General features: G+C 70.8%; 23 protein-coding genes and 1 pseudogene. 19 read left to right on the forward strand and 5 right to left on the reverse strand.

Annotated elements, in window-relative coordinates:
• Positions 1-85: 85 nt before the first annotated feature.
• Complete coding sequence (locus tag ACTHQV_RS04830) at positions 86-646, reverse strand: helix-turn-helix domain-containing protein (protein ID WP_440488637.1); 561 nt, start codon at positions 644-646, stop codon at positions 86-88.
• 91 nt (positions 647-737) lie between these two features.
• Between ACTHQV_RS04830 and ACTHQV_RS04835 the strand changes: the two genes are divergently transcribed.
• Positions 738-1,193, forward strand: coding sequence for a DUF6456 domain-containing protein (locus tag ACTHQV_RS04835; RefSeq protein ID WP_440488638.1), 456 nt, complete (start codon positions 738-740; stop codon positions 1,191-1,193).
• Here ACTHQV_RS04835 and ACTHQV_RS04840 read toward each other — a convergent pair.
• Entirely contained in the window at positions 1,147-3,546 is a 2,400-nt protein-coding gene (locus ACTHQV_RS04840; protein WP_440488639.1) for a DUF2339 domain-containing protein, read from the reverse strand. The two genes, ACTHQV_RS04835 and ACTHQV_RS04840, sit on opposite strands and share 47 nt — an antisense overlap.
• A gap of 67 nt (positions 3,547-3,613) precedes the next feature.
• Here ACTHQV_RS04840 and ACTHQV_RS04845 point away from each other — a divergent pair, with 67 nt between their 5' ends.
• Positions 3,614-4,270 carry a glutathione S-transferase family protein gene (locus tag ACTHQV_RS04845; RefSeq protein ID WP_440488640.1) on the forward strand — a complete coding sequence of 219 codons (657 nt, stop codon included), beginning with the start codon at positions 3,614-3,616 and terminating at the stop codon, positions 4,268-4,270.
• Positions 4,267-5,217, forward strand: coding sequence for a diaminopimelate epimerase (gene dapF, locus ACTHQV_RS04850; RefSeq protein WP_440488641.1), 951 nt, complete (start codon positions 4,267-4,269; stop codon positions 5,215-5,217). Before ACTHQV_RS04845 ends, dapF begins: the two co-directional genes overlap by 4 nt.
• 261 nt (positions 5,218-5,478) lie before the next feature.
• Here the strand turns inward: dapF and ACTHQV_RS04855 are convergent, their stop codons facing one another.
• Together ACTHQV_RS04855 and ACTHQV_RS04860 are read right to left on the reverse strand one after the other, a co-directional pair.
• Positions 5,479-5,769 (reverse strand): hypothetical protein, encoded by a 291-nt coding sequence (locus ACTHQV_RS04855; protein ID WP_440488642.1) that lies wholly within the window; start codon positions 5,767-5,769, stop codon positions 5,479-5,481.
• Complete coding sequence (locus tag ACTHQV_RS04860) at positions 5,766-5,936, reverse strand: hypothetical protein (RefSeq protein ID WP_440488643.1); 171 nt, start codon at positions 5,934-5,936, stop codon at positions 5,766-5,768. Before ACTHQV_RS04860 ends, ACTHQV_RS04855 begins: the two co-directional genes overlap by 4 nt.
• A gap of 269 nt (positions 5,937-6,205) precedes the next feature.
• Here ACTHQV_RS04860 and ACTHQV_RS04865 point away from each other — a divergent pair, with 269 nt between their 5' ends.
• The 3 genes and pseudogenes from ACTHQV_RS04865 to ACTHQV_RS04875 all read left to right on the forward strand — a co-directional run bounded on the left by ACTHQV_RS04865 (position 6,206) and on the right by ACTHQV_RS04875 (position 9,296).
• Positions 6,206-6,694, forward strand: coding sequence for a hypothetical protein (locus ACTHQV_RS04865; protein ID WP_440488644.1), 489 nt, complete (start codon positions 6,206-6,208; stop codon positions 6,692-6,694).
• Positions 6,695-6,699: 5 nt separating this feature from the next.
• Positions 6,700-7,997: pseudogene (locus ACTHQV_RS04870) on the forward strand (DNA-packaging protein).
• A gap of 171 nt (positions 7,998-8,168) precedes the next feature.
• Complete coding sequence (locus ACTHQV_RS04875; RefSeq protein WP_440488645.1) at positions 8,169-9,296, forward strand: phage portal protein; 1,128 nt, start codon at positions 8,169-8,171, stop codon at positions 9,294-9,296.
• Positions 9,297-9,411: 115 nt separating this feature from the next.
• Here ACTHQV_RS04875 and ACTHQV_RS04880 read toward each other — a convergent pair whose 3' ends face one another.
• Positions 9,412-9,561 carry a hypothetical protein gene (locus ACTHQV_RS04880; protein ID WP_440488646.1) on the reverse strand — a complete coding sequence of 50 codons (150 nt, stop codon included), beginning with the start codon at positions 9,559-9,561 and terminating at the stop codon, positions 9,412-9,414.
• Between the two features lie 35 nt (positions 9,562-9,596).
• On the opposite strand from ACTHQV_RS04880, the gene ACTHQV_RS04885 reads away from it, so the two are divergent.
• From ACTHQV_RS04885 to ACTHQV_RS04945, 13 genes are all read left to right on the forward strand, one after another.
• A complete protein-coding gene (locus tag ACTHQV_RS04885) occupies positions 9,597-9,905 on the forward strand; it encodes a DUF6127 family protein (protein ID WP_056458203.1) in 309 nt (102 codons plus the stop codon).
• The gene (locus ACTHQV_RS04890) at positions 9,893-10,270 is read left to right on the forward strand and encodes an HK97 family phage prohead protease (protein ID WP_440488647.1); all 378 of its coding nucleotides are present in this window, start codon (positions 9,893-9,895) and stop codon (positions 10,268-10,270) included. Before ACTHQV_RS04885 ends, ACTHQV_RS04890 begins: the two co-directional genes overlap by 13 nt.
• Before the next feature lie 80 nt (positions 10,271-10,350).
• Entirely contained in the window at positions 10,351-11,382 is a 1,032-nt protein-coding gene (locus ACTHQV_RS04895) for a phage major capsid protein (RefSeq protein ID WP_440488648.1), read from the forward strand.
• A gap of 54 nt (positions 11,383-11,436) precedes the next feature.
• On the forward strand, positions 11,437-11,931 hold the full coding sequence (locus ACTHQV_RS04900) for a hypothetical protein (RefSeq protein WP_440488649.1): 495 nt from the start codon (positions 11,437-11,439) through the stop codon (positions 11,929-11,931).
• Positions 11,928-12,131, forward strand: coding sequence for a hypothetical protein (locus ACTHQV_RS04905; RefSeq protein ID WP_440488650.1), 204 nt, complete (start codon positions 11,928-11,930; stop codon positions 12,129-12,131). The genes ACTHQV_RS04900 and ACTHQV_RS04905 overlap by 4 nt, the downstream gene beginning before the upstream one ends.
• Positions 12,128-12,508, forward strand: coding sequence for a tail completion protein gp17 (gene gp17, locus ACTHQV_RS04910; protein ID WP_440488651.1), 381 nt, complete (start codon positions 12,128-12,130; stop codon positions 12,506-12,508). Before ACTHQV_RS04905 ends, gp17 begins: the two co-directional genes overlap by 4 nt.
• Positions 12,509-12,596: 88 nt before the next feature.
• Positions 12,597-13,004: a phage major tail protein, TP901-1 family gene (locus ACTHQV_RS04915; protein ID WP_440488652.1), complete on the forward strand. Its 408-nt coding sequence runs from the start codon at positions 12,597-12,599 to the stop codon at positions 13,002-13,004.
• Positions 13,001-13,312 carry a gene transfer agent family protein gene (locus ACTHQV_RS04920; protein WP_440488653.1) on the forward strand — a complete coding sequence of 104 codons (312 nt, stop codon included), beginning with the start codon at positions 13,001-13,003 and terminating at the stop codon, positions 13,310-13,312. Before ACTHQV_RS04915 ends, ACTHQV_RS04920 begins: the two co-directional genes overlap by 4 nt.
• Entirely contained in the window at positions 13,309-13,500 is a 192-nt protein-coding gene (locus ACTHQV_RS04925) for a phage tail assembly chaperone (RefSeq protein ID WP_440488654.1), read from the forward strand. The genes ACTHQV_RS04920 and ACTHQV_RS04925 overlap by 4 nt, the downstream gene beginning before the upstream one ends.
• Positions 13,493-14,041 carry a tail tape measure protein gene (locus ACTHQV_RS04930; protein WP_440488655.1) on the forward strand — a complete coding sequence of 183 codons (549 nt, stop codon included), beginning with the start codon at positions 13,493-13,495 and terminating at the stop codon, positions 14,039-14,041. The genes ACTHQV_RS04925 and ACTHQV_RS04930 overlap by 8 nt, the downstream gene beginning before the upstream one ends.
• Position 14,042: 1 nt before the next feature.
• Complete coding sequence (locus ACTHQV_RS04935) at positions 14,043-16,331, forward strand: DUF2460 domain-containing protein (RefSeq protein ID WP_440488656.1); 2,289 nt, start codon at positions 14,043-14,045, stop codon at positions 16,329-16,331.
• Positions 16,328-17,110 (forward strand): DUF2163 domain-containing protein, encoded by a 783-nt coding sequence (locus tag ACTHQV_RS04940; RefSeq protein ID WP_440488657.1) that lies wholly within the window; start codon positions 16,328-16,330, stop codon positions 17,108-17,110. The genes ACTHQV_RS04935 and ACTHQV_RS04940 overlap by 4 nt, the downstream gene beginning before the upstream one ends.
• Entirely contained in the window at positions 17,107-17,466 is a 360-nt protein-coding gene (locus ACTHQV_RS04945; RefSeq protein WP_440488658.1) for an NlpC/P60 family protein, read from the forward strand. The genes ACTHQV_RS04940 and ACTHQV_RS04945 overlap by 4 nt, the downstream gene beginning before the upstream one ends.
• Positions 17,467-17,470 lie beyond the last annotated feature (4 nt).

Here is a 17,470-nt window from a genome sequence, read left to right on the forward strand (position 1 = left end):
ACGTTCGGGCAGGAAGCGCCGCCGTTGCGTCTATGGGTCCCCGCCTTCGCGGGGACGACGGCTTGTTCGTAGCCGATGTTGGCGGTTACAAATTGCGCACCAGCCGTTCGGCGACCGCGATCCATGGTGCGACCAGCGCGACCGGGCTGGCGCCGAGCCGGGTCGGGAGCAGCGACACCGCGTCGCCGTCGAACGCTAGCAGCCGCCCGAACAGGAAGCGGCCGGCGGGGCCGGGGGCGAGGACGTCGCGGTGGAGGGCCGCCAGATAGTCGGCAGGCGCGAGGCGGCGGCACCAGACCATGTCGCCCGCACGGTAATCGCCGGTCGCGCTCTGCACGATCACCGCGACCAGATCGGGTTCGGCGCGCGGCGGCGTGACGCTCATCGCCCGACGGGGAGCGGCGGCACCGGTGGCGTCGAGCAGCGCCGCCACGGGCAGGTCAGGGCGTTCGGGCAGGCGGACGAGATCGGCGGCATCGACCGCCAGCGCCTGCGCAATGCGGTTCAGCCAGCCGACCGAGACGGTGCGGGTGCCGGTTTCGAGCCGGCCGATGGTCTGCGCGGTGGTCGGCGGCACGCAGCGGATCGCGACCTCCTCCAGCGTCAGTCCGCGCGCGCGGCGCACCTCGCGGATGGCGGTAATCATGCATGGCCCTTTCGCAAACCCATCTGGTTCAAACGCTTTCCTACAAGCGTGGAGCTGTGACAAGCCCGTCGAGGCGAACGGGAGATGCAGGATGCGTGAACTGGTGGGACGGCGGCTGGCGGCGGGGCGGATCGAGGATGCGCCGGGCGGGCGGCGGGTGACGGTAAATCTGCGCGAATCGCCGCTCGACTGGTTGCGGTCGCGGGCGATGGTCGACGCGCGGCAATATGATGCGGGCGAGCGGTTGCGCGGCGATTATGAGCGCGCGGCGCTGGGGCCGCAGGTGACGATGCGTTGGGACTGCGCGCCACGGGGCGCCAAGGGGGCACCGGTCGACCCGTCGGGCGGGCAGATCGCGGCCAAGGCACGGTTCGATGCGGCGATCGCGGCGGTCGGGCCGGGGCTGTCGGATATTCTCTGGCGGACGGTGTGCGCGAACGAGGGGCTGCCGGCGGCGGAGAAGTCGCTGGGCTGGCCGGCGCGGGCCGGGCGGCTGGTGCTTACGCTGGCGCTCGATCGGCTGGCGGCGCATTATCGGTTGGGGTGAATTTCCGATACGCCCAGCCGATGGCGATCAGCGCTGCGCCGAGCCCCATGAAGGAGAGGATGCGCAGCACGCCTTCTAACGCGGCGGCATCGATCAGGAAGACTTTGAGGGTGGTGAGGGTCAGCAGCGCGAGACCGAAGCGGCGCAGATCGGCGCTGCCGACCGACAGGCCGCGCCACAGCCAGACGATGGCGAGGCCGAGCATCGCCGCCGAATAGCCCCAGTTTTCGGGCGTCGAGACCGGGCCGGTGAGGAACGTGCCATGGGCCAGCTGGCGGATGGTGGCGAGGGTGGCGGCGAGGGTCAGCAGCGCCGCGATCAAGCTGCGGCGGGGGACGTCGCGCAGCCGCCAGACGAGGGCGGCGGCGAAGCTGAAATGGAGCGTGGCGGCGTTGAGAAGGGGGAGCGGGCCGACCGCTTGTGCGATCCAGACCGGGTTGAGGCCGAGCAGGTCGTACCAGACGATCCGCGCCAGGCCGAGGAGGAGGAAGGCGGTCGCGAGGCGGCACTGGCGGTGCCACAGCAGCGCACCGGTCAGCAGTGCGAGATCGGTAAGCAGCGCGCGTTCGATGAAGCCGTTCGCCTGAAAACGGGGCAGGGTGGCGATGGCGAAGGGCTGTTTGAGCAGGACATAGCCACCGAGCAAGGTCAGCGCGATCTGCACCGGCAGGATGAGGCGGCGGTTCGATCCGAACAGGGCGGGCGCCCGCCATGCCGCGACCAGCACCGCGATGCCGGGGAGCAGGAGGAGCGTCGCGGCATCGCTGGCAGGCGGCAGATAGGCATAGGGGAAGACGTCGAAGCCCAGCGACTTGCTGAGCGCGACCCCGATCTGGGCGATCGGTTCGGCGGCGGCGAGGATGAGGAGCAGCCAGGGCAGCGCGGCCAGCCGCCCGATCACCGGCGCGTCGAGGCGGAGTGCTGCGAGCAGGACGCCGCCGGCGGCGAGGGGTGCGAGCGCCAGCCATGGTGCGGGCAGCAGCATGGCGAGGAGGATGCTGGCCGCCAGCGCGACGGTGGCGACGCCGCCGACCAGCCCCGCATCACGCTGCGCGATCCGGTCGCGGTGACGCCATGTCAGTGCCGCTCCCGCGAGCGCAAGCAGTAGCCATAAGGCGGGGCGGGCGATCCATGGCGTGCACAGCTGCAGGGCGAGCAGCGGGCCGATGGTGCCGGTGAGTGCGACCCATGCCCAGCCGGGACTGCGCCGGGAGAGGGCGGCACCGGCTGCGGCGAAGAGCAGCAGGGCGAGCGGCACCATCGCTTCGGTAGCGTTGCCGTCGTCCTGCACCATGCCGGCCGCGGTCAGCAGCGTGACGAGGATCGCGGCGGCGAGCGCGGCGGGGAGCAGGGTCGCGTCGCGCCATGCGAGGAACAGCGCCGCCGCCGACAGCGTCAGGTAGAAGCCCCAGGCGAGCGGCGAGAAGTCGAGCATCGGTGCGATCGCCAGCATCTGCACCAGCGCGGCGAGAAGGGGCGCGGCGCGCAGCCAACGCCGCTCGATCGCGGCGCGCGGGGCGGCGAGGCTGCCGGCGATGGCGAGGGCCACGAGGAACGCGCCGATCCCGGCCAGCCGGTCGGGCGGGACCAGCGCGATCAGCAGCGCCGCCCAGCCGAAGGCGGCGACGAGCGTGCTGACCGCCAGCCATGCCCAGCCGCGCACGATCGCGAGGGCGAGCAAGGCGGCGACGAACAGGCCGAGATAGGCGAGCAGCGCGCCGATGCCCGCGGCGTCATAGCCGGCGACGAGCGGTGCCGCGAACCCGCCGATCAGCGCCATGATCGCGGTCGGTGGTCCGTGGCGCAGCGCGAGGAACAGGCCGAGCGCGGTGATCGCCAGCATGATCGCGAACCCGCCAAGCGGGGCGATCAGATGGTAGAGCGCGGCGGCGAGATAGAGCGTCGCATAGGCCGAGGCGATGCCGGCACCGGCCAGCACCTGCGCGATGCGCGGGTCTTCGCGGGTTGCGGGCACGCGGCGGGCGGCCTCGCTGCCGATCAGCAGGGCGAGTGCGAACAGCGCGGCGAGCGCGGTGCGGATCGCCGGGGTCAGCCATCCCGCCTCGATCGACAGGCGGACAAGGAAGATGCCGCCGACGACCAGCGCCAGCCCGCCGATCCACACCGGCAGGCGGCTGCCGACCAGCGTTTCGAAATCGATGCTGGGGAGGGCGGGGCGGGGCAGGGCACGACGGCGTGGCGCTGGCGTTGTCGGGGGCGGGGCGATCGGTCGGGCGGGTTCGACGATCGCGACCGGATCGGGCAGCCGCGCCTCCAGCGCCGTGACGCGCCGGTGCATCCGGGCCAGCGCGACCGTCAGCGCGATCACCGTGAGGAGGAGGACTATCGTCACCACCACCGATTGTGGCACAGCGCGGGCGTCGGTGTCGCCCCCCTGACGGGCCAATGGAGACGCACCCATGAAGATATACGGTTCGACCATCTCCCCCTTCGTGCGCAAGGTAGTGGTCTTTGCCGAGGAAAAGGGGCTGTCGGTCGAGCTGGTCCCGACCGCACCGGGCGATACCACGCCCGCGTTTCGCGCGATCAGCCCGTTCGGGCAGATCCCGGCGATGGTCGACGACGATTTCACGCTAGCCGATTCGAGCGCGATCATCGCCTATCTCGAGGCGAAACATCCCGATCCGGTGCTGATCCCCGCCGACGCTCAGGCGCGGGGGCGCACGATCTGGTTCGACGAGCTGGCGGATACGGTGATCTTCGCCACGGGCCGCACGATGCTGTTCAACCGGGTGGTCGGGCCGTTGTTGCGCGGGGTGCCGGGCGATGCGGCGGCGGCGGACAAGGCCGAGCGCGAGCAATGGCCGCCGATCCTCGCCTATCTGGAACAGGCGGCGACGGGGCGCGATTTTCTGGTCGGGGACGGCCTGACGCTGGCCGATATCGCGGTGACCAGCGCGCTGGCGAGTTCGCTGCACGCGACCGCGCCGGTCGATGCCGCGAGCCATCCCGAACTGGCGCGTTATCTGGACGCGATGCTGGCGCGGCCGGCCTTTGCCCGGCGGCTGGAGGCGGAGCGCGGATTTCTGGCCAAGGTGCGGAGTAAGGTGGCGTGAGGTTTCGGTTCGTTCACTGCCATGGGTCTGGCAACGACTTTCCGTTGATCGACGCGCGGGGGATCGCCCTGTCCGATCAGGAATGGGCACGGGTGGCGCGGGCGCTGGCGGATCGGTCGGGCGACGTCGGCGGCGACGGGTTGCTGTTGCTAACTGGCGGGGATGGGTCGCATATTTTCGGGATGCGGATGTTCAATCCCGATGGGTCGGAGGCGGAGACGTGCCTGAATGGGCTGCGCTGTACCGCGCGGCTGGGGTTCGAGGTCACGGGCACCGCGGCCGGGCGGGTGCGGTTGAAGGTGAGCGACGCCGAGGCGCGGCGGGTGGCGCCGATCGCGGACGGCGTGACCACGATTGAGACGAAGGTGGGGCCGGTGTCGCTTAGCCCCAAGGAAGTCGGGTTGAGCGCCGGCGATGCGCCGTTCGTCGAGGCGATCATTCCGGGGTTGCCGAGCGAGCGCACGTTCACCGCGGTGGCGATGCCCAATCCGCATCTGGTGGCGTTCGTCGATGCGGTCGACGATGGCGAGCTGGTGGCGCTGGGCGACTGGTGCGAGGCGGGGCCGGCGCTGATCCCGGCGCGGGCCAATGTCAGCTTCGTCGAGTTGCGCGAGAAGGGCCATGCCCCGGCGCTGTTCGTGCGGACCTATGAGCGCGGCGTCGGGCTGACCAACAGCTGCGGCAGCGCGATGGCGGCATCGACGCTGGCGGCGGCGCGGACGGGACGGATCGGCTGGGGGGTGGAGACGCGGGTCTTCAATCGCGGCGGCATGGTGCGCGCGACGGCTGCGGTCGGCGACGTGGTGACGATCGCGGGCAACGCGACGTTCACGTGGGACGGGGAGGTCGACGTCGATCCGGCGACGGGGGCGGTCGGGCCGGTGCGGATTTTGGCGCGGCGCGAGGAGGAGGTTGCAGCCTGGGAGGGGATGTTGGCGGGGTTGTGAGTTGGTTTGCCCCTGTTCCACTATAGCCATCCCGTTCGCTTCGAGCGCAGGTTCGAGCCTGTCGAGAACCGTAGTCGAGAAGGGGTTGCCCCAAACGACCGCGTTCTCGACGGACGCTTCTCGACTTCGCTCGAAGCTGCTCGAACCGAACGGGTTGGGGGCGGGGGTTGGGGACCGAGCTACCCGTGCTTCGATACGGGTCTTCGACTGCGTTCAGCCCCTACTCAGCACGAACGGTGGGGGTAGATCAGCTTGGGCGAGTTACGCCGTCCGTGCCAGCATTGCCGCCTCGACGCTCTCCAGCCCTTCGGCGCTGGCGATGGCCAAGTCTAGCGGCCTCCCGCCCAGGGCTTCGTCATGGCCGTTGAGGAAGGCCATCGCCTTGTCGCGTTCGCCAAAGCGGCGGAAGGCGCTGGTCGCGACCTGACCCTGGCGGGTGGCCTGATCGGGGGTCAGGCGGACGGTCGTGTATTTGCGCTGGAACCGCATCGCGCCGGGCTTGCGCGGGGTTTCGGCCGGAGCATCGGCCAGCGTGTCGACGGGGGCGGTCATGCCGCCACCATCCGGCCCGACGCGCCGAGCATGGTGCGCAGCGTTTCGATCTTGGTTTCGTAGCAGCGCGCGGTGCCGTCGTGCGACTGGCGCGCCTGCGACGTGGTGGCGGTGGCGGCGCGCATCAGCGCGACCTGATGGCGGTGCAGCAAATCGTTGAGGTCCATGGATGACGCTCCCAACAGCGTAAGCGGAAGCACGTGCGTCTCCCGGTCGCTGGCGCCTACGGACCATCTGCCAACGATGACCGGGATATGGGGACGATGCCCGGCCCGCGCTATGGCTGTGGTAAAACGAACCAAATGGGAACAATGCGCTTGACATCGTCACGCTGATATGGAACAAAACAGGAACAGTGAGGAATTGCGGATCGGGGCCGGGCGGCGACGCCTTCGGCCCCGTTTCGCGTCCGGGACACTCGATCGGGGGGAAGACGATGGAGCGGGAGGAAGTGCTGACCAGCGGGGGCAGGCGACCGGTGCAGCAGCAGCGGATCGCCGGCGGATGGACGCCGTCGCGCCGTGCACAGTTTCTGGATCATGTGGCGGCGACCTGTAACGTCAGGGCGGCGACCGAAGCGGTCGGGCTGACGCAGGCCAGCGTCTATGCGTTGCGCCGACGCGATGCCGCCTTTGCCGAACAGTGGCGCATGGCGTTGCTGGCCGGGTATGACCGGCTGGAGGAGATGCTGGTATCGAAAGCGATTGCCGCATTGGAGGATGTCCCGGTCGGCGATCCCGACAAGGTCGTCACCGGTCCGATCAGCGTCGAACAGGCGATCCGGCTGCTCGATCGGCATCGGGCGCTGGTCAAGGAGGGCACCGGGCGGCGCGAGGCGCAGTTGCGGGCGACGCAGGCCGAGACGGATGCGATGCTCATCAAGCGGATCAAGGCGATGCGTGGCAAGCTGGAGCGTCGGACATGAGCGGGATGGACCCGCTGGTCCGGGCATTGGCCGAGATGGACGATGTGCAACTCGAACGGACGCTGGCACGGCTGACCCCGCATCGCCGCCGCGAATTGGCGACGCGGTGGAAGCTGTGGGCGCATGATGGCCAAACGATCGCCGACAATGACTGGACGGTATGGCTGATCCAGGCAGGGCGGGGGTTCGGCAAGACCCATGCCGGGGCCGAATGGGTCTGCGGACAGACCGCCGACCAACGCGACCTTCGCATCGCGCTGGTCGGCGCGACCCGGCGCGACGTCGAGCAGGTGATGATAAGGGGACCGGCGGGGGTGCTGGCGATCGGCCGGCATTTCGGGCCGGTCACCTACCGTCCCTCGCGCGGCGTGGTGGAGTTCGGATCGGGGGCGCGTGCCTATATCTATGCCGCCGAGAGCGCGGAAAGCCTGCGCGGGCCCGAACATCATATCGCGTGGTGCGACGAGCTGGCCAAATGGCGCAATGCCGATGCGACGTGGGACAATCTGATGATGGGGATGCGGCTGGGCGAGCGGCCGCAGACGCTGGTGACGACTACGCCGCGGGTGGTGCCGCTGCTGCGGCGCATCCGGGCGATGGACGGCGTGCGGATCACCGGTGGGCGGACCTATGACAATAGGCACCTGCCCCAAAGCTATGTCGCGCAGGTAGAGGAAGTTATGCCGGCACCCGGCTGGGGCGGCAGGAGCTGGACGGTGAGCTGATCGAGGATGTCGCAGGGGCGTTGTGGTCGCGCGCGATGATCGAGCAGCGGCGGGTCGACACGGTACCGACATTGGTGCGGGTGGTGGTCGGGGTCGATCCGCCGGCCGGGATCGACGGCGATGCGTGCGGGATCGTCGCGGTGGGTCTCGGCGAGGATGGCCATGGCTATGTACTGGCCGATGCGAGCGTCGCCGGCCTGTCGCCCGAGGGCTGGGCGGGGGCGGTCGCCTCGTGCGCGGCGCGGCATGGCGCCGACCGGGTGGTGGCGGAATCGAACCAGGGCGGGGCGATGGTCGAAAGCGTACTGCGCGCGGCGGATGCCGGGCTGCCGGTGACGCTGGTCCACGCATCGCGGGGCAAGGCGGCGCGCGCCGAGCCGATCGTCGCGCTGTATGAGAAGGGCAAGGCGTTCCATGTCGGGGCGTTCCCGGCGCTGGAGGACGAATTGTGCGGGATCGTCGCCGGGGGCGGGTATCAAGGGCCGGGGCGGTCGCCGGATCGCGCCGACGCGCTGGTATGGGCGATGCAGGAGTTGATGCTGGGGCGGCGGGGCCAGGCGGCGGTGCGGGTGTTGTGAGGGAACGGATCGATACGGGTTGGTGATCGGATCGAGCGAGCCTTTGGCTCGCGCGCTGCGCGCCTACCCCTCTCCCAGCTTCGACTAGGCCTTTGCCGTGCAAAGACCAAGTCTGCGCATCCCTCTCCCCTTGGCAGGGGCGAGGGAGCCATCAGTTTCAGGAGAATTGGCATGAAATGGTTCGGACGCAGGTCCGGGCGCGATGGGTCGCGTCCGGTGTTGGCGCGTGGGGGCACCGGTGCGGTGCTGTGGCGTGAGGGGAGCGGGCCGGCGGCGGGCGGCTGGGCGCAGGGCTATGAGGCGCAGGTGCGCGCCGCCTATCTGGGCAATCCGGTGGCGCAGCGCGCGGTGCGGCTGGTCGCCGAAGGGGTCGCTTCGATGCCGGTCACCGGCGACACGCGGGCGGTGGCGCTGGTCGCGGCGCGATCGGCGGGGCAGGAATTGCTGGAGAGCGTGGCCGCGCAACTGCTGCTGCACGGCAACGCCTATATCCAGTTGATCGAGGACGGCGCGGGCGGGATCGGCGAACTCTATGCGCTGCGCCCCGAACGGGTGACGGTGGAGGCGGATGCGGCGGGGTGGCCGGTCGCCTATCGATACCGGGTGGGCGAGCGGGTGACGCGGATTGCGGCCGAGGATGGCGCGGGGCGGCCGGCGGTGGTGCATATCCGCGGCTTCCACCCGCTCGACGATCATTATGGGCTGGGGTGCCTGGGCGCGGCGGCGGGGGCGGTGGCGATCCACAACGAAGCGGCGCGGTGGAACAAGGCGCTGCTCGACAATGCGGCGCGGCCTTCCGGGGCGCTGGTCCATGATCCGGGCGATGGCGGCGTGCTGTCGGGCGAACAGTTCGACCGGCTGCGCGCGCAGATGGACGATGCCTTTGCCGGCGCGGCCAATGCCGGGCGGCCGATGCTGTTGGATGGGGGCCTGAAATGGCAGGCGATGAGCCTGACCCCGGCCGACATGGATTTCGTCGGGCTGAAGGCGCAGGCGGCGCGCGAGATCGCGCTGGCCTTCGGGGTGCCGCCGATGCTGCTCGGGCTGCCGGGCGACAACACCTATGCCAATTATCGCGAGGCGAACCGGGCGCTGTGGCGGCAGACGATCGTGCCGCTGGGCGAGCGGGTGTTGGGTGCCTTGGGGCAGGCAATCGACGGGTGGCTGGGGAGCGGGGCGCTGTCGGTCGATCTCGACCGGGTGGTGGCGCTCAGTGACGAGCGCGATCAGTTGTGGGCGCGGGTCGGGGCGGCAGACTTCCTGAGCGCCGAGGAGAAGCGGGCGTTGGTGGGGATGTGATTTTCCACGCCGTACCCCCGCGCAGGCGGGGGTCCAGGGATCGAGGCGCAGGCCGCTGTTTTGCTGGGCTCTGGACCCCCGCCTGCGCGGGGGTACGGCTTCTTCATGGAGCGGGTCAGTAGTGGACGCTGCACGTCATCGACAGGCGGTCGAAGCTGCCGCCGGCCTGGGCGCAGCGTTTCCCCTTCAGGACCGGCAGCGCGAAGGTGAAGGCGAGGAGGGCCGCGCCGAAGGCGGCGAGGATGATGCGCAGGCGGGGTCTCACGGGTCGCCGCCTAGCACACAGGCAGGAGACAGGCGATGGGCGACGGGGTGCTGCTGGCGCAGTTGATGGGACAGGCGGCGGAGGATGGCGCCGACCTGCAGACGCTGCGCGCGATTGCGGAGGAGGCGGGCGAGCTGGGCGCGAGCCGGGCGATGGCGCGGATCGGGCTGTCGGATGCGGCGGCGGCGGGGGATGTGCAGGAGCTGCGCGAACTGTTGAAGGCGTGGCGCGATGCCAAGCGGTCGGCGGTGCGGGCGGCGCTCGCCTGGGTGATGCGGATGGTGTTCGCGCTGCTGCTGGTCGGGATCGCGGTGAAGAGCGGGTGGCCCGAATGGGCGCGGTGAGGTTCGCCGGGTACGCCGCGATCTTCGGGCGGGCGGACCGGGGCGGCGATGTGGTGCTGCCCGGCGCGCTGAAGGCGGCGGGGCGGGTGCCGCTGTTGTGGCAGCATCGGGGCGAGCCGATTGGGACGGTCGAGTTGCTGGGCGAAGATGCGCGGGGCTTGCGGGTCGTCGGGCGGATCGACGGCGGGGAGGCGGCGCGGCTGGTGGCGTGCGGGGCGGTGACGGGGCTGTCGTTCGGATACCGCGCGACGCAGGTGCGGCAGGGGGCGTGGCGGACGATCGCCGCCGCCGAGCTGGTCGAGGTCAGTATCGTCGCGCAGCCGATGCAGCCGCTGGCGCGGATTCATGCCGTCGAGGACGGGTGATCCTGCGGTTCTGTATTCATTTTTTAACCGAAGGGGTGTCGCCAAGTCGCGGCGCCCCTTTTTCTATGGGGAAGACGGGTATGACGATCGAGACGCTGGTGGGCAGCTTTTCGGGGACGGGTGTCGGGGGTAGCCGGCCGATGCTGAGCGGGGCGGCGCCGGGGGGTGGCTTCGGTGCGTTCGTGCGCAGCGGATCCGAGGTCGAGACCAAGGCGGTGGCGGGGACCAGCGATGCGGCGGGCGGCGTGGCGGTGCCGCGCGAGATCGATGCGATGATCGGCTCCACGCTGAAATCGGCCAGCCCGATCCGTCGCATCGCGCAGGTGGTGAGCGTCGGCACGGCGGGCTATCGCAAGCTGGTGACCAGTGGCGGTACGCCGTCGGGCTGGGCGAGCGAGGGCGGGGCGCGGCCGGAGACGGCAACGCCGACCTTCAACGAGATCGCGCCGCCGATGGGCGAGCTCTATGCCAATCCGGCGGCGAGCCAGGCGATGCTCGATGATGCCGCGTTCGATGTCGAGCAATGGCTGGCCGGCGAGATTGCGAGCGAGTTCGCCCGGGCGGAGGGGCAGGCGTTCGTCAGCGGCAATGGCGTGGGGCGGCCGCGCGGGTTCCTGACCGGGCCGACCGCCGTGACGGGGGATGCGACGCGGCCGTTCGGGACGATGCAGTATCTGGCGAGCGGGGCGGCGGCGGACTTCGGCGCCGAACCGGAGAACCGGCTGATCGACTTGGTGCAGGCGCTGCGCGGGGCGTACCGGCAGGGGGCGACGTTCGTGATGAACGCGCAGACGGCGGCGCGCATCCGCAAGTTCAAGAGTGCCGAGGGCGCGTTCCTGTGGATGCCGGGGCTGGCGGCGGGGCAGCCCGATACGCTGCTGGGTTATCCCGTGGTCGAGGCGGAGGACATGCCGGATATCACCGCGGGCAGTTTCCCGATCGCGTTCGGCAATTTCAAGGCGGGCTATCTGATCACCGAACGCGCGGAGACGCAGATCCTGCGCGATCCCTATTCGAACAAGCCGTTCGTGCATTTCTACGCGACCAAGCGCGTCGGCGGGGCGGTGGTCAATTCGGAGGCGATCAAGCTGCTGAAGATCGCAGTGGCGTGATCGGGCGGGGCGGAGGGAGGCTCCGCCCCGTCTTCCTCGAATTGGGAGACATGTATGAGCGCAGCGCCTTTTCCGGCGGCGGCGATCGCAGGCGTGCGCGATGCGGCGCGCGCGTATCTGCGGATCAGCGGGAATGCCGAGGATGCGGTGATCGATCGGCTGGCGGCGAGCGCGCTGGCGCTGGCCGAGGCCTATACCGGGACGGCGATCATCGAGCGGAGCCACGAGGCGATGATGGCGGCGGGCGGGGAGTGGCGGGCGCTGCCGGTGGGGCCGGTCCGCGCGATCGTCGCGGTCGCGCCGGTCACGGCGATCGATATCGATGGCGATGGGACCGGATGGGTGCGGATGGCGGCGGCCAGTCCGGTGCACTTCACCGCCGGCATCGCCGCGACATGGGAGGCGGTGCCGGCGGCGGTGGCGCAAGGGGTGGTACTGCTGGTCGCGCATCTGTTCGACCAGCGGACGGCGAGTGCCGCGCCGCCGGCGGCGGTGGGCGCGCTGTGGCGGTCGTGGCGACGAATGCGGCTGACGGGAGCGCGGCGATGAGGGCGGCGCTGGTGCGCGGCCAAGCCGTGGCCGAGCGGCGGGCGGCGGTGGTGCGGGCGCGGGTCGTGGCGGTGGCGGAGGACGTACCGGGGGTGGCGGTCGCGGTCGAGGGCGACACGGTCGTGCTGTCGGGCAGGAGCCTGACGCGGCGGACGATCGTCGATCCGCGGCTGCAGGATATCGCGGGGTGGGGGCGATGATCGCGGGTACGCTGTTGCAGGCGATGGTGGTTGCGCGGCTGCGGGGTGCGCTGACCGGGGCGGGCGTGTTCGAGGCGTCGCCGGTGCGTGCCGCGCGGCCGTTCGTCGTGGTCGACACGCCGGTGCTGTCGGACTGGGGGACCAAGGATGCCGCCGGGCGCGAGGGGCGGGTCGTGGTGCAGCTGTTCGACGATGGCGAGGTGCCGGAACGGCTGCGGACGCTGGCGGCGGTGGCCGAAGCGGCGGTGCTGTCGGCGCCGGTCGTGCTGACGGGATGGCGGATCGTCAGTCTGGTGTTCGTGCGCAGCCGGGTGGTGCGCGACGGCAAGGGCTGGGTCGGGTCGGTCGAGTTTCGGGTGCGGATGCTGGCGGGGTGAAGGGGGTTCACCCTCACCCTTCCGCGGCTGCGCCGCTCCCTCCCTCTCCCGCCGGGAGAGGGACGAGAATTACAATCAGGAGAAAAATATGGCGGCGGAGAAGGGTAGCGCGTTTCTGTTGAAGATCGGGAACGGGGCGGTGCCCGTGGCCTATGCGACGGTCGCGGGCCTCAGGACGACGCAGCTGAGCGTCAATGGTGAGGCGGTGGCGATCACCAGCAAGGATTCGGGCGGGTGGCGCGAATTGCTGTCGGGCGCGGGGGTGCGGTCGGTCAGCGTGTCGGGGGCGGGGGTGTTCACCGGGTCGGCGGCGGAGGTGCGGCTGCGCGGTAATGCGCTGGCGGGGACGATCGACGACTATCGGCTGACGTTCGAAGGGGGCGAGACGATGACCGGGCGGTTCCTGGTCACGCGGCTCGACTATGCCGGCGATTATAATGGCGAGCGCAATTACACACTGGCGCTCGAATCCTCGGGCCCGGTGGTGTCGGCATGAGCGGCGCGGCGAATGCGGCGCGCGGCGAGGCGAGCCTGCGGGTGCGCGGCGAGACGCTGGTGCTGCGGCCGAGCTTCGCGGCGCTGGTCGCGGCGGAGCGGGAGGTCGGGTCGCTGTTCGCGCTGGTGGAGCGGGCAGCGGCGGGGCGGCTGACCTTGGCCGAGCTGGTCGCGTTGCTGTGGCATTGCCTGCGCGATCCGGCACCGATGTCGCGCGAGGAATTTGCGGAAAGCGTGACGGCGGGCGGGATCGCGGCGGCGACGCCTGCGCTGAAGATGCTGATCGCGCAGATATTGGGCGGGCGGTGACGTTCGCCGAGAGTGCGGCGCGGGCGGCCGGGCTGGCGGGGGTGGCGTTCGGATGGAGCCCGACCGCCTTCTGGGCGGCGACCCCCGCCGAACTGGGCGCGCTGGTGCAGGCGGTGCGGGGCGATGCGCCGGCCCCCTGCGACCGCGCGACGATCGATAGGCTGAAGGAGCGTTTTCCCGATGGATGAGGAAATCGAACGGCTGATCGTGCGCGTGCGCGCCGATACCGCCGGATTTGCGAGCGACGTGGCGGCGATGCAGGCCAGTCTGGACGGGCCGTTCAAGGGCGGGGTCGAGCGGGCGGGGCGGGCGATCGAGACCGCGCTGGGCCGGGCGATCCGGACCGGCAAGATCGATCTGGACGGCCTGCGCCACGCGGCGCTGAAGATATTGGCGGAGATCGCGGCGGCGGCGGTGTTGGGCAAGACCGGCGCTGGCGGCGCGGCGGGCGGGATTGCGAGCGTGCTGGGCGCGCTGGTCGGCGGTGCGCCGGGACGGGCGACCGGCGGACCGGTCAGCCCGGCGCGACCCTATGTCGTCGGCGAGTGTGGGCCGGAATGGTTCGTGCCAACCAGCAGCGGGCACGTCGTGCCGATGCAGGGCGGACAGCCGCGCGAGGTGCGCGTGGCGATCACGGTCAACGCAGCCGGCCAGGATGCGCCGCGCGCGCTGCAACAATCGAGCCGGCAGGTCGCGCGCGCGGTGCGCGCCGCGCTGATGGAGGCGTGAGATGGGGCATTGGCTGGCCGAGCAACGGACGGTGCAGGAAGCAGGCGTGCTGACCCGGTTCGATCCCGTTTACTGGACCGTCGATTTTCCAAGGCCGATGATGGCGTCGGTGGTGACGACCGGGCCGGATGCGCTGCGGGTCGACTGCGTGTTTTACCGGCGCGACGATCTGGCGGGGCTGATCTGGGCATCGGAGGACCGGCACGATCATGCGTTGCTGCGCTATGAAACGTCGCGCGACTATCGCGACTGTTCGTTGCGGTGTCGCTGGCGATCGGGCGGCGTGCGGGCGCTGGATGCGACGCATGGTCCGGTGCTGACGATCGAGGGGCGCGATGCAGAGGGCTTCTCGCGCGCGTGGTATGTGCGGCTTTGGAACTATGCGGCCGGCACGCCGGACGACGCGGAGATCGCGATCGATTTCGCGACGGTGGTCGGAGGCTACCGGCTGCCCGACGATGCGGTGCCGGTCTGGGCGGGGGATGTCGACCGGATGTTCGTGTCGCTGGTGCCGCCCGACTATGATGGCAGTGCCGGGTTTCTGAACGGTCCGGCGGAGGGCTGGGTCGAAGTGTCGGCGATCCGGTGCGACGGGCCGGGATCGGTGCTGACGGTCGGCGACGTGATCGTGCCCGAACACGGGCTGCGCATCGCGAGCGGCTATGACGACAGCTATCACCTGACGCCCGCACGGTTGCTGCACAATGCGTTGCGGCTGGGGTATCGCGGCGCCCTCGTCCATTATGTCGGGATGAGCCATTATTTCCGGCTCGAACGGTCGGGCGACGGGCTGTTCGTGTCGCTGGCCGGGGGGGTGCTGAACGGGCCGTGCGCGGCGTGGCATCGCGACTTTGCGGTGCGGGCCGGGACGCTCGGCTATGATGTGATCTGGTCGCTCAGCTACGAATTGTTCGATGCGCATTGCTGGGGCGACTGGAAACAGCGGGCGAGCGACGGGTCGCCGGCGCTGACCGGATGGGTGCCGCCATCGACGCTGCTGTCGCCGGCGCATTCGGGAGCGATGGCGTATTTGCAGGCGGTGGCGCGGGCGTTCGTCGGGATCGCGCGCGCGGCGGGCGGCAAGGCACGGTTCCAGGTCGGCGAGCCATGGTGGTGGGTGACGCCCGACCATCGCATCTGCCTGTATGATTCAGCGGCGAAGGTGGCGCTGGGCGGCAATCCGGTGGCGATCGACGATGTGCGCGGCGACCTGACCGCGGCCAAGCGGGCGCTGCTCGACCGGGCGGGGCAGCTGCTGGCCGCATCGACCGCGGCGCTGGTCGCGGCGGCGCGGGGGGCGGGCGCGCAGGAAGCGCTGCTACTCGCCTATCTGCCGACGATCCTCGATGCGGCCAGTCCGCAGGTGAAGCGCGCGAACCTGCCGGTCGGCTGGGCGAAGCCGGCCTTCGATGTGCTGCAATTGGAGGATTATGACTGGGCGGCGACCGGCAATGTCGGCGCGACCGCGCGCGGGGTGACCGCGGCGGGGGTGCGGCTCGGCTATCCGACGCACGAGCAGCATTATTTTTCCGGCTTCGTGCTGCGGCCGGAGGATCGCGCCCAGTGGCGGCCGATCGCCGCGGCGGCGGAGGTCGCGCGGGGCCGGGGCGTGGCGGAGACGTTCGTGTGGGCGCTGCCGCAGGTGTTGCGCGATGGGTTCATCTGGTTCGACGAGGAGGGGGATATGGAGGCGTATGATGACGTGCGCTTTCCGCTGGCGCTGGGCGCGCAGGCGGAGGTGATGCCGGAGACGTCGACCGCGATCGCGGTAGGCGCGGGGGGTGCCGAGGCGCGCAATGTCGACTGGGCCGAACCGCGCACGCGTTATGATGTCGGGCTGGGGGTGCGGTCCGAGCGCGACGTGGCGGTGCTGCTCGATTTTTTCCGGGCACGGCTGGGACCGGCGCGGGCGTTCCGGTTGCAGGATCCGTTCGACCACGCGACGGGCACGCCGCCGGCGTTCGGCGACGTGGCGATCGGGACCGGTGACGGGGTGACGACGCGCTTCGCTTTGATGAAGCGGTACGGTGCGATGGTGCGGCGGATCACGCGGCCGGTGGCAGGCAGCGTGCGCGTCGGTGTCGGAGGTGCCGAGACGCAGGGCTTTGCGGTGGTCGCCGGGGGCTGGGTGCAGCTCGACGTCGCGCCGGCCAAGGGCGTGGTGGTGACGGCAGGGTTCGGCTTCGATGTGCCGGTCCGCTTTGCCGAGGACCGGTTGCAGGTGGCGCGCGCGACCCATGGTGCAGGCAGTGCGGCCAGCGTGCCGCTGATCGAGGTGCGTGAGGCATGAGCGGGCTGACGACGCTGACCTGGTGCTGGCGCATCGACCGGCGCGACGGGGTGACGATCGGGCTGACCGCGCATGACCGCGACCTGGAGGTCGATGGCCTCACCTATCGCGCGGCGCCGGGAATGGTGCCCTCGGCGATCGTGCGTGACGATACGCTCGATGCGGCGGTGATGGCGGTTGAGGGGGCGTTGTCGCACGGTGCGATCGGGGCGGGGGACTTGCTGGCGGGGCGCTATGACGGGGCGCGGGTGGCGGTGTTCGCGGTCGACTGGGACAAGCCGGGGGCGCCGGTGCCGGTCGCGACCGGGCGGATCGGCGGGGTCGAGACGCGGCGGGGCAGCTTTTCGGCAGAGTTGCTGGGGGGCGAGGTGCGGCTGGACGCGCCGGTGGTCGAGGCGACCTCGCCGGGCTGCCGCGCGACGCTGGGCGACAAACGGTGCCGGGTGGCGATGGCGCCACGGCGGCGGATCGTGCGGGTCGTGGCGCAGGACGACGCGCGGCTGACGCTGGCGGCGGGCGGGCAGTTTGCGCGGGGGCGGCTGCGGTGGTTCGGTGGAGCGAATAGCGGGCTGTCGGCGATGATCCTGGCCGCCGATGCCGATGGCGTGACGCTGGAACTGCCGCCGCGCTTCGATGGCGCGGGAGCGTTGGTCGAGTTGAGCGAGGGGTGCGACGGGACGCTGGGGACCTGTCGCGACCGGTTCGGCAATGTCGCGAATTTCCGGGGCGAGCCGTATCTGCCGGGGATCGACCTGCTGACGCGCTATCCGGGGGCATGAGCGCGCTCGAGCGGGCGCGGAGCGTCGTCGGCACGCGGTTCCGGCGGCAGGGGCGTGGGAGCGACGGGTTCGATTGTGTCGGGTTGGTCGGCTGGGCGCATCAGGCCGACGTGCCGGCGGACTATCCGGGGCGATGCGGCGATGTTGGGCGGGTGGCGGCAGTGCTGGCGGCTTCGGGTTTTCGACGGGTCGAGCGGGCGGCGGCGGGCGATGTGCTGCTGATGATGAGCGGGCCGGGGCAGCTGCATCTGGCGCTGTCGACCGGGGGCGGGATCATCCATGCCGATGCGGTGGCGCGGGCGGTGGTCGAGCGGCGCGACGTGCCGTGGCCGGTGATCGGTATCTATCGGAAATAGGAGG

The organism is Sphingomonas sp. SAFR-052 (genome assembly GCF_051965015.1).
GTDB lineage: Bacteria > Pseudomonadota > Alphaproteobacteria > Sphingomonadales > Sphingomonadaceae > Sphingomonas.

Excerpts from the sequence above, each read along its gene's own strand:
- ACTHQV_RS04830 (WP_440488637.1), bottom strand. The coding sequence starts at position 646 with ATGATTACCGCCATCCGCGAGGTGCGCCGCGCGCGCGGACTGACGCTG.
- ACTHQV_RS04835 (WP_440488638.1), top strand. The coding sequence starts at position 738 with ATGCGTGAACTGGTGGGACGGCGGCTGGCGGCGGGGCGGATCGAGGAT.
- ACTHQV_RS04845 (WP_440488640.1), top strand. The coding sequence starts at position 3,614 with ATGAAGATATACGGTTCGACCATCTCCCCCTTCGTGCGCAAGGTAGTG.
- ACTHQV_RS04855 (WP_440488642.1), bottom strand. The coding sequence starts at position 5,769 with ATGACCGCCCCCGTCGACACGCTGGCCGATGCTCCGGCCGAAACCCCG.
- ACTHQV_RS04860 (WP_440488643.1), bottom strand. The coding sequence starts at position 5,936 with ATGGACCTCAACGATTTGCTGCACCGCCATCAGGTCGCGCTGATGCGC.
- ACTHQV_RS04865 (WP_440488644.1), top strand. The coding sequence starts at position 6,206 with ATGGAGCGGGAGGAAGTGCTGACCAGCGGGGGCAGGCGACCGGTGCAG.
- ACTHQV_RS04875 (WP_440488645.1), top strand. The coding sequence starts at position 8,169 with ATGAAATGGTTCGGACGCAGGTCCGGGCGCGATGGGTCGCGTCCGGTG.
- ACTHQV_RS04885 (WP_056458203.1), top strand. The coding sequence starts at position 9,597 with ATGGGCGACGGGGTGCTGCTGGCGCAGTTGATGGGACAGGCGGCGGAG.
- ACTHQV_RS04890 (WP_440488647.1), top strand. The coding sequence starts at position 9,893 with ATGGGCGCGGTGAGGTTCGCCGGGTACGCCGCGATCTTCGGGCGGGCG.
- ACTHQV_RS04895 (WP_440488648.1), top strand. The coding sequence starts at position 10,351 with ATGACGATCGAGACGCTGGTGGGCAGCTTTTCGGGGACGGGTGTCGGG.
- ACTHQV_RS04900 (WP_440488649.1), top strand. The coding sequence starts at position 11,437 with ATGAGCGCAGCGCCTTTTCCGGCGGCGGCGATCGCAGGCGTGCGCGAT.
- ACTHQV_RS04905 (WP_440488650.1), top strand. The coding sequence starts at position 11,928 with ATGAGGGCGGCGCTGGTGCGCGGCCAAGCCGTGGCCGAGCGGCGGGCG.
- gp17 (WP_440488651.1), top strand. The coding sequence starts at position 12,128 with ATGATCGCGGGTACGCTGTTGCAGGCGATGGTGGTTGCGCGGCTGCGG.
- ACTHQV_RS04915 (WP_440488652.1), top strand. The coding sequence starts at position 12,597 with ATGGCGGCGGAGAAGGGTAGCGCGTTTCTGTTGAAGATCGGGAACGGG.
- ACTHQV_RS04920 (WP_440488653.1), top strand. The coding sequence starts at position 13,001 with ATGAGCGGCGCGGCGAATGCGGCGCGCGGCGAGGCGAGCCTGCGGGTG.
- ACTHQV_RS04930 (WP_440488655.1), top strand. The coding sequence starts at position 13,493 with ATGGATGAGGAAATCGAACGGCTGATCGTGCGCGTGCGCGCCGATACC.
- ACTHQV_RS04935 (WP_440488656.1), top strand. The coding sequence starts at position 14,043 with ATGGGGCATTGGCTGGCCGAGCAACGGACGGTGCAGGAAGCAGGCGTG.
- ACTHQV_RS04940 (WP_440488657.1), top strand. The coding sequence starts at position 16,328 with ATGAGCGGGCTGACGACGCTGACCTGGTGCTGGCGCATCGACCGGCGC.
- ACTHQV_RS04945 (WP_440488658.1), top strand. The coding sequence starts at position 17,107 with ATGAGCGCGCTCGAGCGGGCGCGGAGCGTCGTCGGCACGCGGTTCCGG.